The 24,213-nt window shown below is 39.0% G+C and carries 20 protein-coding genes; 14 read left to right on the top strand and 6 right to left on the bottom strand.

Going from position 1 to position 24,213, the window contains the following annotated elements; translation table 11 throughout:
* The first annotated feature begins 118 nt into the window (after positions 1–118).
* From BLQ87_RS23740 to BLQ87_RS23760, 5 genes are all read left to right on the top strand, one after another.
* Entirely contained in the window at positions 119–3,430 is a 3,312-nt protein-coding gene (locus tag BLQ87_RS23740) for a DUF4175 family protein (protein ID WP_074611416.1), read from the top strand.
* A gap of 10 nt (positions 3,431–3,440) precedes the next feature.
* Entirely contained in the window at positions 3,441–3,881 is a 441-nt protein-coding gene (gene ybeY, locus BLQ87_RS23745) for an rRNA maturation RNase YbeY (protein ID WP_074611417.1), read from the top strand.
* 645 nt (positions 3,882–4,526) lie between these two features.
* Positions 4,527–6,386 carry an ABC-F family ATP-binding cassette domain-containing protein gene (locus BLQ87_RS23750; protein ID WP_074611418.1) on the top strand — a complete coding sequence of 620 codons (1,860 nt, stop codon included), beginning with the start codon at positions 4,527–4,529 and terminating at the stop codon, positions 6,384–6,386.
* 755 nt (positions 6,387–7,141) lie between these two features.
* Positions 7,142–9,004 (top strand): tRNA uridine-5-carboxymethylaminomethyl(34) synthesis enzyme MnmG, encoded by a 1,863-nt coding sequence (gene mnmG / locus BLQ87_RS23755; RefSeq protein WP_074611419.1) that lies wholly within the window; start codon positions 7,142–7,144, stop codon positions 9,002–9,004.
* 143 nt (positions 9,005–9,147) lie between these two features.
* Positions 9,148–10,776, top strand: coding sequence for an Ig-like domain-containing domain (locus BLQ87_RS23760; RefSeq protein WP_074611420.1), 1,629 nt, complete (start codon positions 9,148–9,150; stop codon positions 10,774–10,776).
* A gap of 6 nt (positions 10,777–10,782) precedes the next feature.
* On the opposite strand, the gene BLQ87_RS23765 is transcribed toward BLQ87_RS23760, so the two are convergent.
* Together BLQ87_RS23765 and nadB are read right to left on the bottom strand one after the other, a co-directional pair.
* Positions 10,783–11,292, bottom strand: a complete 510-nt coding sequence (locus BLQ87_RS23765) for a gamma carbonic anhydrase family protein (protein ID WP_074611421.1) — start codon at positions 11,290–11,292, stop codon at positions 10,783–10,785.
* Between the two features lie 3 nt (positions 11,293–11,295).
* The gene (nadB, locus tag BLQ87_RS23770; RefSeq protein WP_074611422.1) at positions 11,296–12,882 is read right to left on the bottom strand and encodes an L-aspartate oxidase; all 1,587 of its coding nucleotides are present in this window, start codon (positions 12,880–12,882) and stop codon (positions 11,296–11,298) included.
* A gap of 400 nt (positions 12,883–13,282) precedes the next feature.
* Here nadB and nadA point away from each other — a divergent pair, with 400 nt between their 5' ends.
* The gene (gene nadA, locus BLQ87_RS23775) at positions 13,283–14,275 is read left to right on the top strand and encodes a quinolinate synthase NadA (protein ID WP_074611423.1); all 993 of its coding nucleotides are present in this window, start codon (positions 13,283–13,285) and stop codon (positions 14,273–14,275) included.
* Positions 14,276–14,362: 87 nt separating this feature from the next.
* Positions 14,363–15,403: a thiamine-phosphate kinase gene (gene thiL, locus BLQ87_RS23780; protein WP_074611424.1), complete on the top strand. Its 1,041-nt coding sequence runs from the start codon at positions 14,363–14,365 to the stop codon at positions 15,401–15,403.
* On the opposite strand, the gene BLQ87_RS23785 is transcribed toward thiL, so the two are convergent.
* Both BLQ87_RS23785 and BLQ87_RS23790 read right to left on the bottom strand, forming a co-directional pair.
* Entirely contained in the window at positions 15,398–16,720 is a 1,323-nt protein-coding gene (locus BLQ87_RS23785; RefSeq protein WP_074611425.1) for a DNA recombination protein RmuC, read from the bottom strand. The genes thiL and BLQ87_RS23785 overlap by 6 nt on opposite strands.
* 70 nt (positions 16,721–16,790) lie before the next feature.
* Positions 16,791–17,924 carry an NAD(P)/FAD-dependent oxidoreductase gene (locus BLQ87_RS23790; RefSeq protein WP_074611538.1) on the bottom strand — a complete coding sequence of 378 codons (1,134 nt, stop codon included), beginning with the start codon at positions 17,922–17,924 and terminating at the stop codon, positions 16,791–16,793.
* A gap of 92 nt (positions 17,925–18,016) precedes the next feature.
* Here BLQ87_RS23790 and BLQ87_RS23795 point away from each other — a divergent pair, with 92 nt between their 5' ends.
* Positions 18,017–18,712, top strand: coding sequence for a zinc metallopeptidase (locus BLQ87_RS23795; protein ID WP_074611426.1), 696 nt, complete (start codon positions 18,017–18,019; stop codon positions 18,710–18,712).
* Here BLQ87_RS23795 and apaG read toward each other — a convergent pair.
* On the bottom strand, positions 18,709–19,095 hold the full coding sequence (apaG, locus tag BLQ87_RS23800; RefSeq protein ID WP_074611427.1) for a Co2+/Mg2+ efflux protein ApaG: 387 nt from the start codon (positions 19,093–19,095) through the stop codon (positions 18,709–18,711). The two genes, BLQ87_RS23795 and apaG, sit on opposite strands and share 4 nt — an antisense overlap.
* A 34-nt stretch (positions 19,096–19,129) precedes the next feature.
* Positions 19,130–20,137: a tRNA dihydrouridine synthase DusB gene (dusB, locus tag BLQ87_RS23805; protein WP_074611428.1), complete on the bottom strand. Its 1,008-nt coding sequence runs from the start codon at positions 20,135–20,137 to the stop codon at positions 19,130–19,132.
* Positions 20,138–20,190: 53 nt separating this feature from the next.
* Between dusB and BLQ87_RS23810 the strand changes: the two genes are divergently transcribed.
* From BLQ87_RS23810 to BLQ87_RS23835, 6 genes are all read left to right on the top strand, one after another.
* Positions 20,191–21,126: a CPBP family intramembrane glutamic endopeptidase gene (locus BLQ87_RS23810; protein ID WP_074611429.1), complete on the top strand. Its 936-nt coding sequence runs from the start codon at positions 20,191–20,193 to the stop codon at positions 21,124–21,126.
* Entirely contained in the window at positions 21,098–21,307 is a 210-nt protein-coding gene (locus BLQ87_RS23815) for a putative signal transducing protein (protein ID WP_074611430.1), read from the top strand. The genes BLQ87_RS23810 and BLQ87_RS23815 overlap by 29 nt, the downstream gene beginning before the upstream one ends.
* Before the next feature lie 15 nt (positions 21,308–21,322).
* A complete protein-coding gene (locus BLQ87_RS23820; protein WP_074611431.1) occupies positions 21,323–22,132 on the top strand; it encodes a phosphatidate cytidylyltransferase in 810 nt (269 codons plus the stop codon).
* Between the two features lie 55 nt (positions 22,133–22,187).
* Positions 22,188–22,781 carry an RNA polymerase sigma-70 factor gene (locus BLQ87_RS23825; protein ID WP_083362029.1) on the top strand — a complete coding sequence of 198 codons (594 nt, stop codon included), beginning with the start codon at positions 22,188–22,190 and terminating at the stop codon, positions 22,779–22,781.
* A 72-nt stretch (positions 22,782–22,853) separates the two neighbouring features.
* Complete coding sequence (locus tag BLQ87_RS23830) at positions 22,854–23,123, top strand: hypothetical protein (RefSeq protein ID WP_074611432.1); 270 nt, start codon at positions 22,854–22,856, stop codon at positions 23,121–23,123.
* 103 nt (positions 23,124–23,226) lie between these two features.
* Positions 23,227–24,207, top strand: a complete 981-nt coding sequence (locus tag BLQ87_RS23835; protein ID WP_074611433.1) for a FecR family protein — start codon at positions 23,227–23,229, stop codon at positions 24,205–24,207.
* Positions 24,208–24,213: the final 6 nt, after the last annotated feature.

Consider the following 24,213-nt stretch of genomic DNA (forward strand, 5'->3'; position numbering starts at 1 on the left):
GTAATTTTTAAGATTTCATACAAAAAACGCCATACCTGCGTTAATTTAATGCTATTATATCGTTATTTTTATCAAAACCCATATTCATTCTTTACCTTTAAGACTCTTTGGCTTTCTAATGAACAACAATTACGAGCTTTTAATTTCAAAAGTGAATGAATTTACGCAAAAGTTTTACCTCAATAAACTCTTGCGTGGTAGTATTTATGCGGCCGCTGTATTGCTGGCCTTATATCTATTTATTTTTCTGTTTGTTTATTATACTCATCCTGGGATCACCGTTAAAACGGTTCTTTTCTTTTCCTCTCTGGCCGCCTCCCTGTATATCGTTGGATGCTGGATTGTTGTTCCTGCGCTTTCCTATTTTAAGCTTGGAAAGAACCTCAGCATTGAACAGGCCGCTACCCTGATCGGGAATCATTTTTTCAATGTTAAGGATAAGCTGTTAAACACCCTTCAGCTGAAGGCGCTTGCAGACAAAAGCCCGGAAAGCAATATGCTCATCATGGCTGGAATAGACCAGAAGATCCAGGAATTAAAGCCAATTCCTTTTACCAGTGCCATCCGCCTGGATGAAAACAAAAAGTACCTGAAATATTTTCTGGCTCCTTTATCTGTGATCGTCCTTATCGCCATTATTGCCCCGGCGATTTTAAAGGAAGGAACCAATGGTTTTGTGCAGTACAACAAGGAAATCCTCCCTAAAGCCCCCTTCAATTTCGAACTGCAAAACGGGTCTTTACTTCGGTCCCAGGGAGATGACCTGACTTTAAAGCTAAAAATCACCGGAAATGAAATTCCTCAGGAGGTATATGTTTCCGATGGGCTGAATACCTATAAATTAGAAAAAGAAAACAGCAGCAGGTTTCAGTACACTTTTAAGAACCTTCAGAAAAACAAAGAAATCCGTTTTTCCGCGGGAGGATTTAGTTCTGTTCCCTATCTCATTGAAGTGAAACCGCGTCCTTCCGTCATCGGCATGAGCGCCAGTTTACATTATCCTGCCTATCTTGGAAAGAAGAATGAGCTGATTGCAAATGCAGGTGACCTCCTCATACCTGAAGGAACAGCGGTGACATGGTCCTTAAACACGGAAAACAGTGACCAACTCATCTTTATTTTAGGTCAGCAATCGCAGGTCCTCTCCTCCCAAAATAACACTTTTCAGTTTAGCAGTACGATCCATAAAAATACAGATTACAGCGTCAGCCCAAAAAACAAATTTATCAGCAGCAGAGACTCCCTGATTCATCAGATCGGTGTGATTGCAGACGAATATCCCAATATTTCCCTTACTGAAGCGGCCGACTCATTGAGCAGCAAAGCCCTTTATTTCTCGGGGAACATCTCAGATGACCATGGCTTTACTGCTTTAAAATTCACCTATACTGTTTCTGATAATGGAAAAGTCAAAAGTAGGGTCAGTAAATCCATTCCGGTAAAAAAAGCACAACAGGAGAATGCTTTTTTCTTCTTTTGGGACCTCAGTCAGGCTGGCGTAAAACCGGGTCAGCAATTGGAATATTACTTTGAAGTTTCTGATAATGACGGCGTAAATGGCCCAAAAACAACTAAATCCGCCATTAAAACCTATGAGCTTCCTTCTCCGCAACAAGTGGCTGAAAAGATCAATCAGGGTAGCCAGGCTTTAAAACAAAAAATGGAAAAGGCCATTAAACTGGCTGGCAACGTGGAAAAGGAAAGCAAAAAGCTTGGCGAGACCTTACTGGATAAAAAACAGCTGAATTTTGACGATAAGAAACAAATCCAACAGCTTCTCGACAAGCAGAAGCAGCTGGAAGATGCCGTTAAAGAGATCAAGCAGCTGAATGAAAAAAATAGCTTTGAGAAAGAGGAGAATAACACGCTCAAAGAGGAGCTGATGGAAAAGCAGAAAAAAATAGACGAACTGTTTAACAATGTTCTGGACGAAAAGACAAAGGCTTTGCTGGAAAAATTGCAAAACTTAATGGACCAGAACAACAAAGACCAGACACAGAATGAGCTTTCCAAGATGCAAATGGATAACAAATCGCTGAAAAATGAGCTCGACCGCATCCTTGAACTCTATAAACAACTGGAGTTTGAGCAAAACCTTCAAAACAATATAGATCGCTTAAATGAGCTGTCTAAAGCACAGAAAGAGCTTTCAAAACAAAGCAAGGATAAGAATAGTCCGGTAAATGAGTTGAAAAAACAACAGGAAGAGCAGCGTTCCGCATTTGAAGAGATCAGGAAAGAACTCGACAAAATAAAGGAAAAAAACGAGCAGCTGGAACGGCCTAATCCTTTCCAAAATCCGGAAAAGGAAGCTAAAGATGTCCAGCAACAGCAAAAGGACAGCAAAGAAAACCTGGAGAAAAACAATCGCCAGAAAGCTGCAGAAAATCAGCAAAAAGCTGCCGAGCAAATGGAGGAAATGGCAAAAAAGATGAGCGATATGCAACAGGAATCAGAGGAAATGGAAAATAACCTCAATGCTCAGGAACTACGTCAATTGCTCGAAAACCTTTTAAAAACCTCCTTTGATCAGGAAAAAGTAATGCTTGACCTGAAAAAGATCAGTAGCAATGACCCGCTTTATACTTACAATGTACAACAGCAAAGGAGCATAAAAGACAATATGAAAACCATTGCTGACAGCTTGTTCTCGCTCAGCAAAAGGGTGCCACAGATTGAAAGTACGGTAAGTGAAGAGGTTCAGAAAATCAATTTCAATATGGATAAAAGTCTGGAGAACCTTGGAGAAAGGAATACTTCGGCTGCCAATAAGAACCAGCAATACACCATGACTTCCATCAATAACCTGTCGCTGATGCTAAATGAAGCGTTGGAACAGCTGCAGAAGATGAAGAAAAATTCAAGCGGAAGCGGAAAAGGGAAGAAACAAAGCATGAAGCAATTGCAGCAAATGCAGCAGCAACTGAACAACAACATGCAAAAAGCCCGGGATCAAATGCAAAAAAACGGAAACAAGGGTACGGTGCCAAAAGGGCAAATGAGCGAGGAGTTTGCAAAAATGGCTCAACAGCAGCAAATGATCAGAGAGGCTTTACAAAAGATCAACCGGGAAGAGAATAAGGACGGAAAAGGTGGCCTGGGGAACCTCAATCAAATGATAAAAGACATGCAGTCGACAGAGACGGAATTGGTAAATAAGCGCCTGGAACAGGAGACCATGAACCGGCAAAAAGAGCTATTGACGAAATTACTGGACGCAGATCAGGCGCAAAGGGAGCAGGATCAGGATTCAAAAAGAGAAAGTAAAGCCGGAAAGGACCTAACCCCATCCTATCAGCAAATGCTGGATAAGTTCAAAAAACTCCAGCAAAATGAGACGGAATGGATCCAGAAATTACCGCCAAGCCTGAACTACTATTATAAAAATAAAATTGCGGAATATTTTAAATTGCTAAATTCGGCCCAATAATTCCAGAAACATGAGTAAACCAGCAATCCATTTTTTCACCGAAGACCTTAGTTATACCCTTAAAAAGAAGACCCTTCTTAAGGCCTGGATCAAGTCAGTGATTGAAGAAGAAGGATATGTTTTACAGGAGTTGAACTTTATCTTGTGCTCAGACGAATATTTACTGCGTATAAACCAACAATACCTCAATCATGACACTTACACCGACGTCATTACTTTTGATAACTCAGAAGCGCTTAAAATGATTGTTGGAGATATTTTCATCAGTCTGGAGCGGATTCAGGAAAATGCCAAAGAATTCAAGCATACTATTGCCGACGAACTGTGCCGCGTAATGGCACATGGCACCCTACACTTGCTGGGCTATAAAGACAAAGGCAAAGCGGCAAAAACGCTGATGACAGAGAAAGAAGATTATTACCTGGCTAAGTTAAAAAGCCTGCCGGAATAACTCCCCTGCACCTATTCGCTTTATTACACGGAACGTTTCATTTTTTTACCATGATCTGTTGATAGGACAATAGCGCCAGTTCGTCTAAGTTAAAAGCCTGATGGTCTAATGACTGGGATAATTTGAAACGTTTTTCTAAAAACGACGTCTTATAGTTAAATCTTTCATTCAAAACCGGATATCATGAAAACTGCAATAAAAAAAATTATGATTGTCGCTGTAGCGATAGTCATCCTTACAGGAACAAAATTCGGAAAAAAATCTGCCGAAAGAACAGCGACTGTGGTACATTCCGTTAGATAATATACATTGTATATCCCCTATTAATCAATTACGCTGCGCTTAATTCTTGGTTAGGCAGGCCGTAAAACTAAAAGCATAGTTTTCAACCCTGATGGCGTCTGTTTAACCTAAATAGCACAAGTTAGACCTCCCGACATCCAATTCAGCTCCTCTCCCGTTATAACAGTAAACAGGTTTCATCTCACTTAATTATTTGCGATGTCCTTCGGGTATATCAATGGTCGTGTTATGGTTGTTTCCTCAACAAAATACCTACATGTTCAATAGGCTCAACTATATACCAAAGAATTATTGCTTACTTTTGCAATAATTTCTTATCTAAAATATCGTTAAACACAGACTTTGAGCACACTAATTGCAGCCGAAAACTTAGGCCATGCTTACCATGACGAATGGCTATTTAAAAATTTAACCCTGGGGATCCAACCCGGACAACGCGTAGCGTTGGTTGGTATAAATGGTGCAGGAAAAAGCACCTTATTGAAATTACTTGCAGAAAGGTTTTCTCCATTAGAAGGCAAAATCGTAAAGAACAAATCTGTTAAAATTGGATTCCTGGATCAGGAGCCCTCATTTCCGGATGGTTATTCGATAAGCGATTTTATCTTTTCTCTTGAAAACAAGCAGCAACAGCTGATCAAAGAGTATGAGGAGCTGATTGAAGATCCTAATCCGGATGAGAAAACATTGAATCGTTTGTATGAAGAACTCAGCGAACACAATGCCTGGGAATATGAACACGAAATAAAAACGATTCTAAGCCGCATGGGGATCAATCATCTTCAGCAAAAGATCTCTACCCTATCCGGCGGACAGAAGAAGCGTCTGGCGCTTGCTAAACTGCTGATAGAGGACCCTGAAATCTATGTATTAGATGAGCCAACCAATCACCTGGACATCGATACCATCGAATGGCTGGAAAAGCTCCTTACTTCTGGCAATAAAACTATATTATTAGTTACACACGACCGGTACTTCCTGGACAATGTCTGCAATACCATCGTTGAGCTGGACAGAGGAAAGATCTACAACTATAATGGCAATTATGCATACTTCCTGGAGAAGAAATCTGAGCGGGAAGCAGCAGACGAAAGCACCTTTCAGAAGAATAAAAACCTCCTGAAAAAGGAATTGGAATGGATGAGAAGAATGCCTGCCGCCCGGACCACCAAATCCCAGTCTAGAATTGATGCCTTCTATGACTTAGAGAGCAAAACCAAGCAAAGATCTGACAATCAAAGCGTTACTTTAAATGTTAAAATGGCACGTCAGGGAAATAAAATATTAGAGCTGGATCATATCGGACAATCTTTTGATGATAAAAAGATCATTGATGACTTCTCTTATACTTTTAAACGTGCAGATAGAATAGGCCTGGCTGGTAAAAACGGAACAGGAAAATCTACTTTACTTAATATCATTACCGGTTTCTTAACTCCTGAAAAAGGAAAAGTAAGCACAGGTGAGACGACCGTATATGGTTATTATAAACAAGGTGGTCTGGCATTCAACGAGAAAGAAAGAGTAATTGATATTGTTAAGTCTGATGCCGAATATATTAAAATGGCAGATGGCCAAACCATTTCCGCATCTCAATTATTAACCTTATTCCTCTTCCCTCCCAAGAAGCAACATGGCATGGTAGAGAAATTAAGTGGAGGTGAAAAAAAGAGATTACATCTCATGAAAGTTTTGATGCAAAATCCTAATTTCTTAATTCTGGATGAGCCGACAAATGATCTTGATATTGATACCTTAAATGTTCTGGAAGAATTTCTGGAAAATTTCCCGGGCGTATTAATCCTGGTTTCTCACGATAGGTATTTACTGGACAAAATGAGTGAGCAATTATTTATTATGGAAGGAAATGGTGACGTTGCGATCTATAATGGAAACTATTCCGAGTACCGAATTAGTTTAGAAACTCAAAAAGAAAAAAGTGCTGTAAAAGCGAAAGAAGTTCCCGTTCAAAATACACAAAGCCCTGCTAAAAAATTAAGCTTTAAAGAGCAAAAAGAACTGGAAGATTCGGAAACAAAGATTTCGGAATTGGAATCAGAAATCCAGGATCTGTCTACTTCTTTGCTGACCATTGATAGCGCAAATTATTTAGGTATTCAGGAAGTATCGAAAAAGATTGAAGTACTAAATGAAGAGCTAGAAAGGGTAACCGAACGTTGGTTGGAATTATCTGAAAAATAGCACCGCGTTTTTGAAAGCTGCCAGAGATGATAAAGTCATAAAAATCACCTCCGCTCTGGCAGCTTTTAATAAAGTAGAATGAATATTCAAAACGCTAGTCCAGCCTCCGCTCTCAAAACTAAAAGCATCTCCCTCTCCTCTTTTCTAAAGTATAGAAAGTAAAATTAATATAGATGAAGGAATGAAACTTAAAAAAACCATCATTCCTCCGCTGATAAATTCAGAAGAACAAAAACATCTTTTTAATACAAGAAAGATGATGCTAAAATGTAAGAACAGTATAAAAGCTGATGTCATTTAAAATCCATTAGCCATCCTGTTCAAAAAACACTTAATCACAATTCGCTTTGATGTGTACCATTGGAGCACAAATTGCATAAGGATTAACCTGGATAAGCTATCAATCTATCTGGATTCATGAAAGTTCAATTATAGAGCGTTCTGAACAGGTTAGAAAAACTAAACACTCCTTTTTGCATTGTAGCGACAGCGGTTGATATTAGACCAGGGAAAAGAAAAAGATACAACGATGGTTCCAGGAATTTTGGCTCATCAAGATAATAGAATAACAGAACGGTTTTTTAAACGTTCAATTGAAATAAAACAACAAATTAAAAGGGGCTCAAATTAGCACTTCTCCCCTATTAATTGATTAAATTTGAATATTGTTCCACGTGAAACAATCGGATTTAACAGAGCCGATGTATTGCGTTCCACGTGGAACATAAATATAAGAGATATAAAAAACACAGGTAATGTTTAAAGAATATGATGTTATAGTTGTCGGTGCAGGCCATGCCGGATGTGAAGCTGCTGCTGCTGCTGCAAATCTGGGATCCTCGGTTTTGTTGATCACCATGAACATGGAAACCATTGCACAGATGAGTTGCAACCCTGCCATGGGTGGTGTAGCAAAAGGTCAGATTGTAAGAGAAATTGATGCGATGGGCGGATACTCCGGAATCATTAGCGACAAAACTACTTTACAATTCAGGATGCTCAACCTATCTAAGGGACCAGCAATGTGGAGCCCGAGAGCGCAAAACGACAGGAAAAGATTTGCAGAAGAATGGAGACTTGCATTGGAACGTACACCAAATGTCGACTTCTGGCAAGATATGGTAAGTAGCCTTGTGATCAAAAACAATACTGTGGTTGGCGTCAAAACCTCCCTGGGGATTGAGATCAAAAGCAAGTCTGTTGTCCTCACGAATGGTACGTTTCTGAATGGCTTAATCCATATCGGAGAGAAAAAATTTGGAGGAGGCAGAACAGCAGAAAGAGCTGCGACAGGAATTACAGAACAACTGACTGAACTCGGTTTCGAAGCGGGCAGAATGAAAACCGGTACCCCACCCCGCGTAGACGGAAGGTCCCTGAATTATTCCTTAATGGAAGAGCAATGGGGTGATGAAAATCCAGGACGTTTCTCTTATACCAATGTAGCTCGCCCAACAGAACAAAGATGTTGCTGGATTACCTATACCAATTCGGAAGTTCATGAAACGCTGAAAGAAGGATTTGAAAAATCTCCTATGTTCACCGGAAGGATTAAAGGACTGGGACCAAGATATTGTCCTTCTATCGAAGATAAGATCAACCGTTTTGCCGAACGCGAAAGGCACCAGATTTTCGTAGAACCTGAAGGATGGAATACCTGCGAGATCTATGTAAATGGTTTCTCGACCTCCCTTCCTGAAGATGTTCAGTACAGGGCATTAACTCAGATCCCGGGATTCGAGAATGCAAAAATGTTCCGCCCTGGATATGCCATAGAATACGATTATTTTCCACCTACCCAGCTTGGATTAACCCTGGAAACCAAATTAATCAGCAACCTGTTCTTTGCAGGCCAGATAAATGGAACAACGGGATACGAAGAGGCTGCTAGTCAGGGATTTATAGCTGGAATCAACGCCCATCAGAAGGTAAACGAACTCCATGAACTGATCATGAAACGTTCAGAATCTTATATTGGGGTATTAATAGACGACCTGGTAACCAAAGGAACTGAAGAACCTTATCGCATGTTCACTTCAAGAGCAGAACACAGATTATTGCTTCGTCAGGACAATGCAGATATCCGTCTCTCCCCTATCGGCCACGAGTTAGGTCTGATTAGTGATGAGCGATTGGACATTGTAAAACAAAAGGTAGCAAACTCTGATGCTATTGTGGCCTTTGCAAAAAAGCAGGGTATTGAAATGACAGAGGCGAACCAGAAGCTGGAAGAATTGGGTACAAGTACGCTGACTCAAAATGTAAAAATATTCAGCTTACTAAGTCGCCCTCAGGTCGGCATTGAAGACATCAGGGAAATCAGCCAAAGCTTCAGAACCTACCTTAGCCCTTATGATCAGGAAACAGTAGAACAGGCAGAGATCAAAATTAAATACGAAAGCTATTTCGAGAAAGAACAGGAGATTGTAAATAAAATGCAGAAGATGGAAGATAAAGACATCAATCCAAATTTTGATTATTCTCAATTGGTATCTTTATCAAAGGAAGCAAGAGAGAAGTTGCTGAAGATCAAGCCCAGAACTTTAGGTCAGGCATCCCGAATTTCAGGTGTTTCTCCTTCTGATATCTCCGTTTTAATGGTTCATATCAGCAAGTAAAATATAACACACTGAAAATGAGTCAGTTAAATTGATTTTTTAATCGCTTTAACCTGACTCATTTAAATGAGATATAAGAGAGTTTTAAAAATTTTTAATGCTATTCATTAAAAAGAGTAATAAATTAAACACAACGCATATAAATGGCCAAAAATAGCAATGTATCCAACTTCCGGCTTTTTGCATCCCTCCTACTGCTAACTTCGCTGATTTATAGCTGTGCAAGCATCCAGCAACCCCAGGGAGGACCTCGTGATACGACTCCACCAAAGGTTTTAAAAATGGAACCAAAAAATTTGACAACAAATTTTAAGGCTAAAAAAATCATTATAGAGTTCGACGAATATTTTAAGCTTCAGAACGAATTTAAAGAATTTTCGATTTCTCCGGAACTGAAAATTGCTCCAACGCTGAAACCAAAAAAGAAAACCCTGGAAATATCCTTCACAGACAGCCTGGAAAAAAATACAACTTACACGCTGAACTTTGGTAAAGCCATTGCCGATATCAACGAAAGCAATGAGCTTAAAAATTTTTCCTATGTGTTCTCAACCGGTCCGAAATTAGACTCCCTTAGCATCAAAGGTAAAATCACCAACTCCTCCACAGGAGAACCCGAAATTGAAGCTGTCGCATTTATTCTCCCTATAGAAAGAGATACGATCTTCGGAAAAGCCAAACCTTCTATTTATACGCTTACGGATAGCAGTGGCAATTACAGTCTCAACAATTTAAGAGAAGGCACCTACCGAATCTATGCTTTGAAAGAAAAAGGAGGCGACAAAATCTATCAGCAAAATACAGATGAAATCGGATTTGTAAAAGATTCCATCGTATTAAAGCACAATCTCGACACAGTAAATATGCGTGTTTTTAAGGAAGATGCCAAGGTCTTCAGAATCCTTGACCGCCGTATAAATGCCGATGGAAGCATTAGTTTTGCGCTCAATCAAAAGCTAAAAAAACCAGAAGTTACGATCGTTGAACCGGCGGCATTAGACGCTACAAAGTTTGCAAAATTCAGCAAAAACAATGACTCCCTGAAAATATGGCTAACGGATCTCTCTTTCGATTCCACTAAAGTGAGCCTCAAATCGGAGGGTAAATTACTCCAGTCATCGACACTTACCAGAGGAAAAAAGGAGACCTACAACAGGACATTATCTGCTTCCGACAATCTCGAAGACCGTACTTTAAATCCAAACAAATCACTGAAACTTACCTTCAATTTTCCGATCATCAGTGCTGATGCGAGCAAAATTACTTTACTGGAAGACTCTGTAGAAAGGACAAATTTTACACTGGTTAAAGACAGTTCAGACTTTTTATCTTACTATATAAAATATCCATGGCGTATAAAAAAGCCTTACCAAATGAAGTTTGGTGCCGGTGCATTTACAGCCATATTTAATACAAAAAACAAAGAGTTTCCAAAAGATTTTAAGCTCGGAAGTAAGGACGATTATGGCAGTCTGATTGTCAAAATCATTCCTCCGGAAAAGAACAAAAGCTATATTGTTGAAATTATCGACGGCAACAAAAATCCGGTAAATACCATGGTCATTACCAAAGATACAACCGCAAAGTTTGCCAATTATAAGGCTGGCAAATACTTTATAAGGATCACCTACGACAACAACAAAAATGGAAAATGGGATACCGGAAATGTGGCAGAAGGCCGTCAGCCGGAGAAAATTTGGAATGAACCAAAGGAACTCTCTATAAGAGCCCTTTGGGAAAGAAATGAAACAATTACTATTCCTAAAGAATAAGTCTTGTTATCTGAACCAGTCAGCATACATGATATAATTGTCTGGTAATTTATTTAATAAAGCCCGTTGCTCTTCAGTAATGGGCTTTATTTTTTTAGCAGGAGTTCCGGCATAAATATAGCCGCTTTCACACTGCGTATTCTCCAATACGACCGCACCTGCAGCGATGATACAATAAGATTCAACTACTGCATTATCCATAATAATAGCCCCCATTCCCACTAAAATATGGTCTTTAAGGATACAGCCATGAACGATGGCATTATGTCCTACAGAGACCCTATTTCCAATCACAGTGGCTGCTTTTAAATAGGTGGCATGAATCACTGCACCATCCTGAATATTGCTGTCGTCACCAATAGTAATGCTGTTTACATCACCCCTGATCACAGCATTAAACCAAACGGAGCAATTTTTTCCCATCACTACATCGCCAACGATAGTAGCATTTTGGGCAATAAAACAATTTTCATCCCAAATGGGATGTTTATCTTTAACTGGTAATATTACTGGCATAATCTAAAAAATTGTATCTGTTAACTGTTCTGAATGCTTAGGATAATCGGTAGTAAAATGCAATCCCCTACTCTCTTTTCTGGCCTTGGCCGACTTGATTACGATGTATGCAACCTGGATTACATTCCGCAATTCACAGAGTTTTACAGAAACTTTATTGGCTTTATAAAAATCTTCCGTCTCCTCATGTAGCAAAAATAAGCGTCTCATCGCCCGGTCTAATCTGAAATCAGAGCGTACAATTCCAACATAATCACTCATCAATTTCTGCGTTTCTCTCAGGTTATGCGTTACCAAAATATCCTCATCTGTCTGTGTTACTCCGTTAGCATCCCAGTCCGGAATGTGCTCAGGAATCACACTATTTTTAAAAGCAACTATCGCATCTTCATAAATACGGTGTGCAAAAACAGGCGCTTCAAGCAAAGAATTTGAAGCCAAACGATTGGCGCCATGTAAACCTGTTGAAGAACATTCTCCGCAAGCATATAGATTTTTTATGGAAGATCTTCCATATTCGTCTACCAAAATTCCGCCACACATATAATGAGCTGCAGGCGTAACCGGTATTAAATCCTTAGTCATGTCTATACCTATAGATAGACACTTGGCATAAATGTTCGGGAAATGAGCTAAAATATCACTCTTTTTACGATTGGTAATGTCCAGATAAACGAAGTCTTCTCCCGATTTTTTCATCTCAGAATCTATCGCTCTCGCTACAATATCCCGGGGTGCAAGCGAACCGCGCTTGTCATATTCGTACATAAATTCATCTCCGTTTTTCCTTCTCAGGACTCCTCCGAAACCTCTGACTGCTTCCGAAATCAGGAAGGCCGGATACTCCCCGGGGTTGTATAAAGCGGTCGGATGGAATTGAATAAATTCCATGTTCCTCACTTTTCCTTTAGCACGGTACACCATCGCCATTCCGTCGCCTGTAGCAATTACAGGGTTTGTTGTGCTGCTATACACATGTCCTGCGCCACCCGAGGCCATGATAGTCACATTAGCTAAGATCTTTTCCACATCGTTAAGCTCTGTGTTAAAGGCATATATACCGTAACAGTGGATATCTTCCGAACTCTTATCCACATGCTCCCCCAAATGATGCTGAGTAATCAACTCCAAACAGAAGTAATGTGTTAATATCTCTATGTTTTCATTCTCATGAATCTGTTTTAATAACACACTCTCAATCTCATAACCAGTGACATCTTTATAGTGTAAAACGCGGTGTTCTGAGTGCCCTCCTTCTTTCGCCAGGTCATAAACGCCGGTCTGATCTTTGTCAAAATTAATCCCGTAATCAATGATTTCCTGGATCCTTTGAGGCCCTTCTTTTACCACAATTTCTACTATCTCTCTGTCACACAGCCCATCTCCTGCAATTAATGTATCTTCGATATGTTTTTCAAACGAATCATCTTTATCCACAACGACAGCTACACCGCCTTGCGCATATTTTGTATTTGACTCATCCTCGTTTGATTTTGTAACAATTAATACCTTACCATGCTGAGCTGCTTTTAATGCAAAGCTTAAACCCGCTATACCCGACCCTATTACTAAAAAATCTACTTTTCTCATTGAATTAAAGCTATTTCCGTTACTTTGTTAACAACGTTGATATAATTGTTAATTTCTTGTCTAAACATTTAGAACAAATAATTTTGAATGTTTAAATCTAAGCTAAAAAGGCAATTTGCCACAATATTTTAAGTTATTTTTGAGCAACTTTGCATAGTTTATTAACTTTTTACACACACATTAAGAATAAACATATTGGTATGGATAAGTTTTGGACTGAAAAAATATCTAGCTGTAAATCAGCTGGTTTTTATCATAAAAAAGTCACCCAAATGTTAATAACTTATGAATAACTCAAATAATCGACTAAAAAAAAGTTTTTTACAAACGTTATTAACACACTAATAAACAATAGAAATCTATTTATATTAAATAATTATAATTTATTGAACTGTTGAAAATGGATACCTTAGAGGAATTAAATCGAAAAGGTTTTGTGGATGAAAAGATCGATCCGACACTTGATCTTTTCCTGGAAATCGAAAAATTAAAAAAGGAAAAAAACGCAATTATACTTGCGCACTACTACCAAGACCCTGATATTCAGGATATTGCAGATTATATTGGGGATAGTTTAGGACTGTCACAGGAAGCTGCAAGAACTGATGCTGAGGTGATTGTGTTTGCTGGAGTACATTTTATGGCAGAGACGGCGAAAATTCTTTCTCCTGACAAAAAAGTACTGCTTCCGGACCTGAAAGCTGGGTGTTCACTGGCCGATAGTTGTCCGCCACATTTGTTCAGGAAATTCAAAGAAAAATATCCTGATCATGTAGTGATCACCTATGTGAATTGTACTGCTGAACTGAAGGCTTTGAGCGACATAGTTTGTACCTCTACAAATGCGGTACAGATCGTAGAAAGTCTTCCAAAGGATACCAAGATTATTTTTGGTCCTGATAAAAATTTAGGCGCCTGGGTGGCTAAAAAAACGGGTAGAGATTTGGTACTTTGGAATGGCGCATGTATGGTTCATGAGATTTTTTCGAGAGAAAAGATTACAAAATTGAAAGAACGTCATCCAAATGCGAAGTTTATTGCTCATCCGGAATGTGAAGAGGCAGTGTTGCAAATGGCAGATTACATTGGATCGACGACTGGATTGTTGAAATATAGCACCAACAGCGATGCACAGGAATTCATTGTGGCTACTGAAAGTGGAATTATTCACCAGATGGAGAAGGCAAATCCAACGAAAACCTTTATTCCTGCACCACCTAATAATAGTTGTGCATGTAATGAATGTCCATATATGAAAAGAAATACACTGGAAAAACTGTATTTATGTTTGAAAAATGGATCTCCGGAAGTGACTGTTCCTGCTGATATTATTGTTCAGGCAAGAAAACCAATTGAAAGAATGCTGGAAATTTCAGCTGCACTAGGTTTATAATCTTTCCGTATGGATGCCAGCTCCTCCTGGCAGCTAAAATGAGAAGGAAAAATATAAAAGAATTAAAAGGTAACAAGAGAGAAGATTATGTTTGAGAATAAAGAGCGTACCGATATTGCGGAACTTGGAGAGTTTGGTCTGATAAAACATCTGACAGAAGGTTTCAAAATCAGGCACGAAAGTAGTATTAAAGGAGTTGGAGACGATGCTGCAGTCTTGAATTTTAAAGATAAAGAGGTGCTGATTTCTACAGATTTATTGTTGGAAGGCATCCATTTTGACCTGGCTTATGTGCCTTTAATGCATTTAGGCTTTAAGGCTGTCCAGGTAAATTTAAGTGACATCTATGCCATGAACGGTATTGCTACTCAGATCACCGTTTCTATAGGCATTTCAAGTAAATTTCCTCTCGAAGCTGTAGAAGAAATTTATAAAGGAATTGACCTGGCCTGCAATAAATTTAACATCGACCTGATTGGGGGAGATACTTCTACAAGTAAACAAGGATTGGTAATTAGTGTAACCAGTATTGGTTATGCAGAAAAGAAAGACGTTGTTTACAGAAATGGTGCGCAGGAAGGTGATCTTTTATGTGTTTCAGGTGATTTGGGAGGTGCATATGTCGGACTACAGATTTTAGAAAGAGAAAAACAGATATTTTTAGAAAACCCTAATATTCAGCCAGATCTGGAAGGAAAGGATTATATCATCGAGCGTCAGCTGAAGCCGGAAGGCAGAAGGGATATTGTTGATTTACTTGCTCAGATGGAAATTGTTCCGACTTCGATGATTGATGTTTCGGATGGTTTGGCTTCTGAAATTATGCACATTTGTCAGCAGTCTGAAAAAGGCTGTACGATTTATGAGGAGAAAATTCCAATCGATCCTATGACTTACGAGACCGCCCGTGAGCTGGGCTTAGATCCAACAGTTTGTGCTTTAAATGGTGGTGAAGATTATGAATTGCTATTTACCATCAAACAAGACGATTATACTAAATTGAAAAATGATGTGGATATTAGTATTATAGGTCACATTACAGATAAAAATTCCGGTTGTAAAATGATTTCCAAATCCAGTGTTGTTCATGAATTGAAAGCGCAGGGATGGAACGCTTTTAAACTATAGGCTGTCCTCTTCAGCCAGTAAAGGATCTAAAAATTTGGTGTCAATCTGCTTAGTTGCTTTGGCACCTAATTTTTTGATCTTTTCAGAAGTACTGGACAGGTTTCCGGTTCCGGTAGAAAGCTTATTTAAAGCTTTGTCATAGGCATCCTGGCTTTGCCTGATATTCCTTCCAATGCTTTCCATATCGGTTAAAAATCCGACAAACTTATCATACATACTTCCACTTAAACGTGCAATTTCCAGGACATTTCTGTTTTGTCTTTCCTGTTTCCAGATACTGGCAATGGTTCTTAAAGTAGCCAGTAAAGTAGACGGGCTCACAATAACTACTTTTCTATCCCAGGCATAATTGAAAAGTTCTGCATCCTGCTGAACAGCAATACCAAAAGAAGATTCGATAGGAATGAAAAGCAATACAAAATCCGGGGAATTGATTTCGTTCAGATCATGATAATTTTTCCCGGAAAGCCCCTGAATGTGGTTTTTGATAGATAGGATATGCTGTTTAATATAGGTATCTCTTTCTTCATCAGTCTCCGCAGCAACAAGTCTCTCATAAGCAACCAAAGAGACCTTAGCATCAACGATCACATGTTTATCATCCGGAAGGTCAATAATTACATCCGGCTGCATCCTGCCCCCCTCTGAAGAGCTTAGACTGGTTTGTATCCGGTATTCCCTGTCCTTAATTAAACCGGAGCGTTCCAGTACACGTTCGAGGATGACCTCCCCCCAGTTGCCTTGTTTTTTGGAATCTCCTTTAAGCGCCTTAGTCAGGTTATTTGCATCTTCCTGAATCTGTTTGCTTTGGTCCATCAATTGGGAAATTACGCCTTTCAGGATGTTGCGTTCGTCAGATTCAGACTTGTAAACTTTGTCTACCTTTTCTTCAAAAGCTTTGATGTTTTCTTTTAATGGATTTAAGATGATATCCAGATTGGTTTTGTTCTGCTCCGTAAATTTGGCTGTTTTGTCGTCCAGAACTTTATTTGCAATGTTTTCAAATTCCAGTTTAAAGCGCTGTTGCAGTTCCGCAATATATTTCTCCTGTTCTGCCTGTTTTTCTCTTTGAGCATTTAGGGTTTCTTCGGATTTGATAACTCTGCTGCGTTCAAAAAGGAAATTACTGCGAAGATCATTCAGCTCATCTTCCAGGCGTAATTTTTCTTCTTTCAGCCAGTTTAAAGATTTTTGATGTTCTGCTTCCTTTAAATCCAATAGCGCAATGTGGTTATCATTTGCTGCCGGCTTTTTTAAATACAAGACAACTAGTGTTACTAATATTATGATCAATAATATAATTATCGCTGCTTCCATACTAATATTTTTATCAAAAGTCTAAAAATAAAAATGATCTTGCAAGAAGAGATCGTAAATAATACAGATTTTATAGAAAGGGGAGGATGAGATTGGCCGCATCTTCGCCTGTTTGTGTGCCCATGGCGATACCCATACCATTGCATCTTACAGCACAAAAAATACCAGGACGGATGGATTTTACTATGGGATAGATGTCATGACCGAAAGCCATAATACCACTCCAGGTTTGTTCAATTTCAAAAGGGGTATCCGGTAAAATGACTTCTTTTAATAATGTTTTCAGTGCATTCTGGATCAGTTGTGTACTTCCAAAAACCGCAGTTTCTTCAGCTTTAATATCGAGGTTACGACCGCCGCCAAGCAGGATTCTCTGGTCTATATTTCTAAAATAATAGTAACCTTTATCGTAGTGGAAAGTCCCTTTTATTTTTAAATCCGGGATTGGTTGCGTCAGGATAACCTGACCGCGGCCGGGAACAACATCCAAATCGGGAACGAGAGTTTTTATAAAAGCATTGGTACTCAGGAGTACCTGTCTGGCTTTAAAATTTCCATGGTTACTGCGCAGTACCTGGTAGTTTTCTTCCTCCTGAAGTTCTTCTACCTCACAGTTGTTGTAGATCATTACACCCGCTGCGGTCGCCTTTAGAATCAAGGCTTTCATCATTTTGCCGGTATCTATTTGTGCTTCCAGTTCATTTTCAATCAATAACCCGGTGTCATGGAAACCAAAACCCTGAATTTTTCTACTTGCTGTTTTGAAAACATTTTCCTGGCCAACAATGTCTTTAATGAGTTCATTAAAGTGGCTGATTTTAGCTACACAAAGTTCGGCTAGCTGATAATCTGCCTTCCTAAATAATTCATATCCACCGTAATTATGATAAGAAATTGACTCATCTCCAAGTAATTTTCTAAGTTTTAAAAGCCCCTTCCAGCGTCTTTCTATCAATTGATAAAGTAAGGCTGTTCCCCCGCTTTTCTCCTGTTCCATCAATTCTGAGATGCTTCCAAAACAGGCAAAGCCTGCGTTCTTTGTACTGGCGCCAGAAGGGAGGAATCCCCTTTCAAGGATGGCTACACTTGATTTTGGATTTTTAGATTTTATTGCAATTGCCGCATTTAAACCAACAATTCCACTACCAACGATGATCACATCATAGGTAAAGAAATGCTGTTGTTCCCAATAAGATATAGCCATTTTCATAATTTAAATTTATCATTATTTTTTTTGGTCAGGCAAATTAGGCGCGCTTTTTGATTTGAATAGTTTGAAAAACATACACTACGGAAATGGGAACTTATTTATTTTTAATAGTCCCGATATTACTTATTAGCATGTTCGTGCAATGGAAGTTTAGAAATAAGTTTTCAAAGTATACTGAAATGCACTTGAGTTCGGGATTTTCAGGAAAAGAAGTGGCGGAAAAGATGCTGCACGACAACGGTATCTACGATGTGAGGGTGATGAGTACTGATGGTCAGCTCTCTGATCATTACAATCCGGAAGATAAAACTGTGAATTTAAGTACAGATGTTTACCATGGAAGAAGTGTTGCTGCAGCTGCTGTTGCCGCACATGAGTGTGGACATGCGGTTCAGCAGTCCAAATCTTACCATTGGTTGCAGCTGAGGACAAATATGGTACCTGTGGTTAGTATTTCCTCGACTTTATTACAATGGGTATTAATTATCGGGGTATTGCTGATTGGGTTTACAGGGAATCCTGCCGTATTGAGCATTGGCGTGGCCGGTCTCGCCTTACTTACCTTATTTAGTATAATTGCCTTGCCGGTTGAGTTTGATGCCAGCAGAAGGGCGCTGATCTGGTTAAGAAACAACAATGGAGTAATGCATACAGTAGAAGAAAACAAACAGGCCAAGGATGCACTATGGTGGGCGGCAATGACCTATGTAGTTGCTGCTTTAGGCTCGCTGGCCAATCTGATCTATTATGCTTCTATGTTATTCGGAAGAAATAAATACTAGTTGAGCCTGTAAGGCACAATCAGGTTAAATTCTGGAATATCTACTGTAAAATCGGTACTGTCTATCATACGGTGCATCAGGTAATTTCCACTCATTGCTCCCATATCTGTACTCAAATGACATCCGGAAACATAAGTATGGCTTCCGCCTGGTTCCATTACAGGTTGAAGACCTACTACTCCCTCTCCTTCTACTTCTCTCTCTGTACCGTTGGAATCAAAAATAAACCACTGACGTCTCATCAGTTGTATAGAATAATCTGATAAATTCTCAATAGTAATGCGGTAAGCAAACATAAAATGCTCATTAGCAGGATTAGAATATTCATCCTGATACATGGTTTCGACTGAAATTTTGATCCCTTGTGTGATTGCTGTTACCATTTTATAACTTTATTTAAGAAATGTTTTTCAAAAATCAAGCCATTTCCCCATCGGGATAAATATGCTGATATTTGTCTGCCACTTCGTCTAATATACTGTGAATAATTTCAATGTTATCTTCTTTTACCAATAACATTCTATAGTGTTTAAAATCAGGAAGGCCTTTAAAGTAATTTGCATAATGGCGTCTCATTTCAAATACACCTACTTTAGGTCCTTTCCAGGCAATTGATTTCTCAAAATGCGTCCGGCATACGGTAACACGTTCTTCTACGGTTGGTCCTGCCAGGATTTCACCGGTATTGAAAAAGTGTCTGATCTCTCTAAATATCCATGGATAGCCAATCGCAGCTCTTCCAATCATTATCCCATCTACTTCGTATTCTAAACGCCAATCTGCTGCTTTTTGAATACTATCTACATCCCCGTTGCCGAAAATAGGAATTTTTATTCTTGGATTTCTTTTGATTTCGCGAATTAAGGTCCAGTCTGCAGCCCCTTTATACAATTGGGCGCGGGTTCTGCCATGAATGGTCAATGCCTGAATTCCTATATCCTGTAAACGTTCGGCTACTTCTTCGACATTTTTAGTGGTATCGTCCCAACCCAACCGGGTTTTAACGGTAACCGGTAAATGCGTTGCTTTAACCACCGCTTCGGTCATCTTTACCATTTTGTCGATATCCTGTAACAGTGCTGAACCTGCACCTCTGCAAGCCACATTTTTAACCGGGCAGCCATAATTGATGTCCATCAGATCAGGACCAGCCATCGTAGCTATTTCTGTAGCTTCACGCATGTGGTCGATTTCACTCCCAAAGATCTGAATACCTATCGGACGTTCATATTCAAAAATATCCAGTTTAGCCCTGCTTTTTGCCGCATCCCGGATTAATCCTTCCGAAGAGATAAACTCGGTGTACATCATATCTACCCCACTTTGTTTACAAACAAAACGGAACGGGGGATCACTTACATCTTCCATCGGTGCAAGCAATAAAGGGAACGCTCCCAGATCAATATTTCCTATCTTTACAGACATTTTTCTATCTTCAAACCAAAATTCAAAGGACAAAGGTACAAATATTACAAATAATGAATTTGAGAGAAAACGAAAGCGCCGAAAAAAGTCCTTACTTACAATTACTTAGCCTGGTTATGTATGCGACTGCAGGAGTACTTATCAGTTTGATACTTACCGTTCTGGCTTTTTATGTTATGTATGGTGAATTTATGAATTACAGCTGGTTAGAGGCTGCTAATCCAAAGTTTGTAACTGTTAACCGGGTGGTGATTTCTTTACAGCAAATGGGATTATTCCTGGTTCCCGCTTTATTTTTGGCCCTGGGAGAAGGAAAAAAAATGAATGTTTTTTATGACTTCAAGACCACAAAAGCAACATTCTTATTGATAATTATTGCATTGATGGCGGTTTCTATGCCGTTAATGGAATTTAGCATGCAGCTTAACCAGAAAATGGTATTGCCTGGATTCCTTAAATCTATAGAAGAATGGATGAAAAGTAAGGAAGATGCGGCAATGGTGACTACTGAAGCGCTTCTAAAAATGGATCATATTGGGACCTATTTGCTCAATCTCATTTTGATTGGCATTTTACCTGCTGTTTGTGAAGAATTGATGTTCAGGGGAGCCATACAACGTACGTTGGGAAGGATATTTAGCAATCCTCACGTTGCCATCTGGCTTTCTGCATTTGTCTTTAGTGCCATACATCTTCAGTTTTATGGGTTTTTACCCCGCTTTTTATTGGGTGCAGGTTTTGGGTACATTTATTTCTGGACTAAGAGCCTTTGGTATACCATCTTTGCTCACTTTTTAAATAATGCTTATGCCGTAACCGCAGCATGGTATATGCAAAAAAACAATATACCTTTGTCGGAGTCAGATAAAACAGCCCATTTTCAATGGTATGGTTATGTCATTAGTGTGATTTTAACCGTTTTACTATTCAAATATTTTAAAGATAAAACATCAAAAGCCGATGGAGAGCAATTGGATAAAGGTATTTAGCACTGAAGATGCTTATACTGCAGAAATCCTGAAACAAGGATTAATTGAGAGTGATATAGCAGCGGTGGTAATGAACCAACGGGACTCTTCTTATCAAACTTTTGGAATAGTTCATATTTTAGTACATCCTGACAATTTAGATAAAGCGGAAGCTTATATCAGGGAAAATAATATTGCATAAAAACACCTTACTTCCATGAAGACCAGAGCAATTACCGCTTTCTTTTTTACTATTGTGATGTTAGGCTCCATGTTTCTGGGACCTTATGTCTTTTCTATATTTTACCTGTTGCTGAGTCTTGGTGCTTTGCTGGAGTTCTTTAAGTTAATTAAAACAGCCGGAATCCGGCCACACCGGAATATTGCATTGATTGCTGCAACATTGATCTTTCTAATGACGGCGGGATATCATTTTTTACAATTTGAAACTAAATTTCTATTGCTTTTAGTTCCGCTGATCTTTTCCGTATTTATCAGTGAATTGTATAAGAAGGAGACGATCCCATTTGCAAATATCTCTTATACTTTTGCAGGATTTATGTATGTAACGGTTCCTTTTTGTTTCTTTTATTCCCTTGGGTTTATCGGACATGCTGCCGAATATAGCTTTCATTTGCCGCTCTCCTTTATGCTGATGCTTTGGGCCAATGATACCGGAGCTTATCTTTTTGGTTCCAAGTTTGGAAAGACCCGCCTGTTTGAGCGTCATTCTCCTAAAAAATCATGGGAAGGCTTTTTTGGAGGGATGTTTACCAGCCTGATCGTTGCTTATGTGTTGTCTTTGTTTTTTACAGAACTGTCCGTATGGACATGGGGAGGAATGGCCATCCTGATTTCCAGTTTTGGTACATTAGGAGATCTGGTAGAATCGATGCTTAAACGGAGCCTGAATGCAAAAGATTCCGGAAATATTTTACCGGGACATGGAGGCTTTCTTGACCGCTTCGATGGCCTGTTAATCGCTGCGCCTGTAGTGTACGCTTATCTGTATCTGATTTTGTATTAGGGAATTGAGAAGAAAAATAATATAATTATTATCAGATTTCTGGTATAATTGCATTATGGATGGTGGGGATACTATCGCTTTATTGATAGAAGATAATTTTTTTAGGGAAAACAGGGAAAATAGCGTAACTGTATTTAGTCAGCTTTACCGCCATTATTTTAAAAGACTGTTTATGACCGCTTTAAAGGTCGTAAGAGATGAGTATCTCGCGGAGGAAGTGATTCAGGATGTTTTTTTAAGGCTATGGGAAAATGAAGATAAATTTCATTTAATCAGTGAATTTGAAAAATACCTGTACCGTTCTGTAGCGAATGAATCCCTGAATAAACTAAGAAATCAAAAGACACAGAGCAAACATTATGATCACCTGTCAAAGGCATCCAGGTCTGACTTCGTAGAAAATTTTCTGGAAGAAGAAGAACTGAAAATGAAGATTGCTAAGGCGGTTGAAACGCTGCCCTCACAATGTAAAACGGTATTTAAAATGAGCCGGTATCAGGGAATGAAGTACCGGAAAATTGCAGAGGAGCTGAATATTTCAGAAAAAACCGTGGAAGGGCATATGGTGAAAGCCCTTAAAATTCTAAGAAACCATCTTTTGGGATTAATTCTGCTGGTCAGTTACCTCAATTGGGTTTTCGGAAATTAGTAAATTTCTTATGAAACCTAAAAAATCTGTAACTTAAAGTCGTGTTGGTGCTCTAAAATTAAGCTATAATTTATGTTTTCAGATAAAAGAATACTCCTGGCAGCCATCTTGTCCAGCATTTACTTTGTCATTCTTTTTACCGGAGTGCCGGGGATGCTCAATTCTAATTTAGTTAATGGTGTATTGGAACTTTTTACTATTCCAATGATCGTTTTACAGGGAAGCATACTGGCTTCTGTCTGTTATCGTCTGATCAGGAAAAAAAGCATAAACTCCTTGCAGACCATTGTTTCAGGTGTGCTTTCCTTGGGTGTTATCCTTTCCTTTTTCTTTATTTCCTAGAATTAACCTGGAGGTTTATACCCTTGCTTCTGATAAATTTAAAAAAAGATTTATTTGAAGCAAGGGTATTTTATTTTAGCCGTGTCTATGTCTAAAAAAAGGCATGGAACATCAAGATCATTATTTTCTTATTACAAACGCTTTAAGTAACCCTGAAAATTTCTCTTTACAGGAAGAATTGAAAGACTGGAGAGCATTGGATGAGCGTAATGAAGAGGAATACCAGGGCATAAAAAAGATCTGGGAGCAGTCTTCAGGTATCGACGAGGCCTATAGTGGAAGAGCGATAGAAGATGCTGTATCAGCCTTTACTGCAAGGTTGGAAGCTAAAATATCAGAAGAGAAACCAAAGGTTAAAGTTTTTGGACTGTGGTGGAAATCTGCCGCAGCTGTACTGGCCTTTGCAATCCTCGGTTTGTGGACCTATAAATCTCTTCAGACAGAGGTTTACACCTTTAAGAGTACATTAGGGCAAAGAGACTCGCTCATGCTCGCAGATGGCTCTAAAGTCTATCTAAATAAAAACACTCAAATAAAATATTCCTCACAGTTTAGTAAAGATAACAGGGAATTTTTCCTGATGAAAGGAGAGGCTTTCTTCAATATTACTAAAGACGCCGCCCATCCTTTCAAGGTATTCGTCAATAAATCCAAAATCCAGGTATTGGGAACCACTTTTAATATCCAGAATATAGACAGCACAATTGCAGTTGAGGTTAAAACAGGAAAAGTGAGCTTTGAAAGCCGCGAGAATGCGAAAAGCCATATCCTGGAAAAAGATATGGGAATCCGGTATGATCAAAAAACAGGGGTGATAAAGAAATACATAGATCTGGACAGACAGACCAATTCCAACTGGCTATACAAAGAACTCAACTTTGTAGATGCAACTCTACCCGAAGTTTGTGCGCTTATAGAAACGCAATATGATGTTAAAATCACCATCAAAGGGAAAATATCCAATATCAGGAAGTTGAATGCAAATTTCAGAAATGACCCGCTGAAGGATGTGCTTGATGCTTTAAAAATAACCTACAAAATCAGCATAGAACACCACGACAATCAAATCATAATCAAGCAATAAAAGAAT

The sequence above is a fragment of the Pedobacter steynii genome (genome assembly GCF_900103665.1).
In the GTDB taxonomy this organism is placed as follows: domain Bacteria; phylum Bacteroidota; class Bacteroidia; order Sphingobacteriales; family Sphingobacteriaceae; genus Pedobacter; species Pedobacter steynii.

Bases quoted from the DNA above. Each gene is read 5' to 3' on its own strand.
- BLQ87_RS23740 (WP_074611416.1), top strand. From the start codon at position 119: ATGAACAACAATTACGAGCTTTTAATTTCAAAAGTGAATGAATTTACG.
- ybeY (WP_074611417.1), top strand. From the start codon at position 3,441: ATGAGTAAACCAGCAATCCATTTTTTCACCGAAGACCTTAGTTATACC.
- mnmG (WP_074611419.1), top strand. From the start codon at position 7,142: ATGTTTAAAGAATATGATGTTATAGTTGTCGGTGCAGGCCATGCCGGA.
- BLQ87_RS23760 (WP_074611420.1), top strand. From the start codon at position 9,148: ATGGCCAAAAATAGCAATGTATCCAACTTCCGGCTTTTTGCATCCCTC.
- BLQ87_RS23765 (WP_074611421.1), bottom strand. From the start codon at position 11,292: ATGCCAGTAATATTACCAGTTAAAGATAAACATCCCATTTGGGATGAA.
- nadB (WP_074611422.1), bottom strand. From the start codon at position 12,882: ATGAGAAAAGTAGATTTTTTAGTAATAGGGTCGGGTATAGCGGGTTTA.
- nadA (WP_074611423.1), top strand. From the start codon at position 13,283: ATGGATACCTTAGAGGAATTAAATCGAAAAGGTTTTGTGGATGAAAAG.
- thiL (WP_074611424.1), top strand. From the start codon at position 14,363: ATGTTTGAGAATAAAGAGCGTACCGATATTGCGGAACTTGGAGAGTTT.
- BLQ87_RS23785 (WP_074611425.1), bottom strand. From the start codon at position 16,720: ATGGAAGCAGCGATAATTATATTATTGATCATAATATTAGTAACACTA.
- BLQ87_RS23790 (WP_074611538.1), bottom strand. From the start codon at position 17,924: ATGGCTATATCTTATTGGGAACAACAGCATTTCTTTACCTATGATGTG.
- BLQ87_RS23795 (WP_074611426.1), top strand. From the start codon at position 18,017: ATGGGAACTTATTTATTTTTAATAGTCCCGATATTACTTATTAGCATG.
- apaG (WP_074611427.1), bottom strand. From the start codon at position 19,095: ATGGTAACAGCAATCACACAAGGGATCAAAATTTCAGTCGAAACCATG.
- dusB (WP_074611428.1), bottom strand. From the start codon at position 20,137: ATGTCTGTAAAGATAGGAAATATTGATCTGGGAGCGTTCCCTTTATTG.
- BLQ87_RS23810 (WP_074611429.1), top strand. From the start codon at position 20,191: ATGAATTTGAGAGAAAACGAAAGCGCCGAAAAAAGTCCTTACTTACAA.
- BLQ87_RS23815 (WP_074611430.1), top strand. From the start codon at position 21,098: ATGGAGAGCAATTGGATAAAGGTATTTAGCACTGAAGATGCTTATACT.
- BLQ87_RS23820 (WP_074611431.1), top strand. From the start codon at position 21,323: ATGAAGACCAGAGCAATTACCGCTTTCTTTTTTACTATTGTGATGTTA.
- BLQ87_RS23825 (WP_083362029.1), top strand. From the start codon at position 22,188: ATGGATGGTGGGGATACTATCGCTTTATTGATAGAAGATAATTTTTTT.
- BLQ87_RS23830 (WP_074611432.1), top strand. From the start codon at position 22,854: ATGTTTTCAGATAAAAGAATACTCCTGGCAGCCATCTTGTCCAGCATT.
- BLQ87_RS23835 (WP_074611433.1), top strand. From the start codon at position 23,227: ATGGAACATCAAGATCATTATTTTCTTATTACAAACGCTTTAAGTAAC.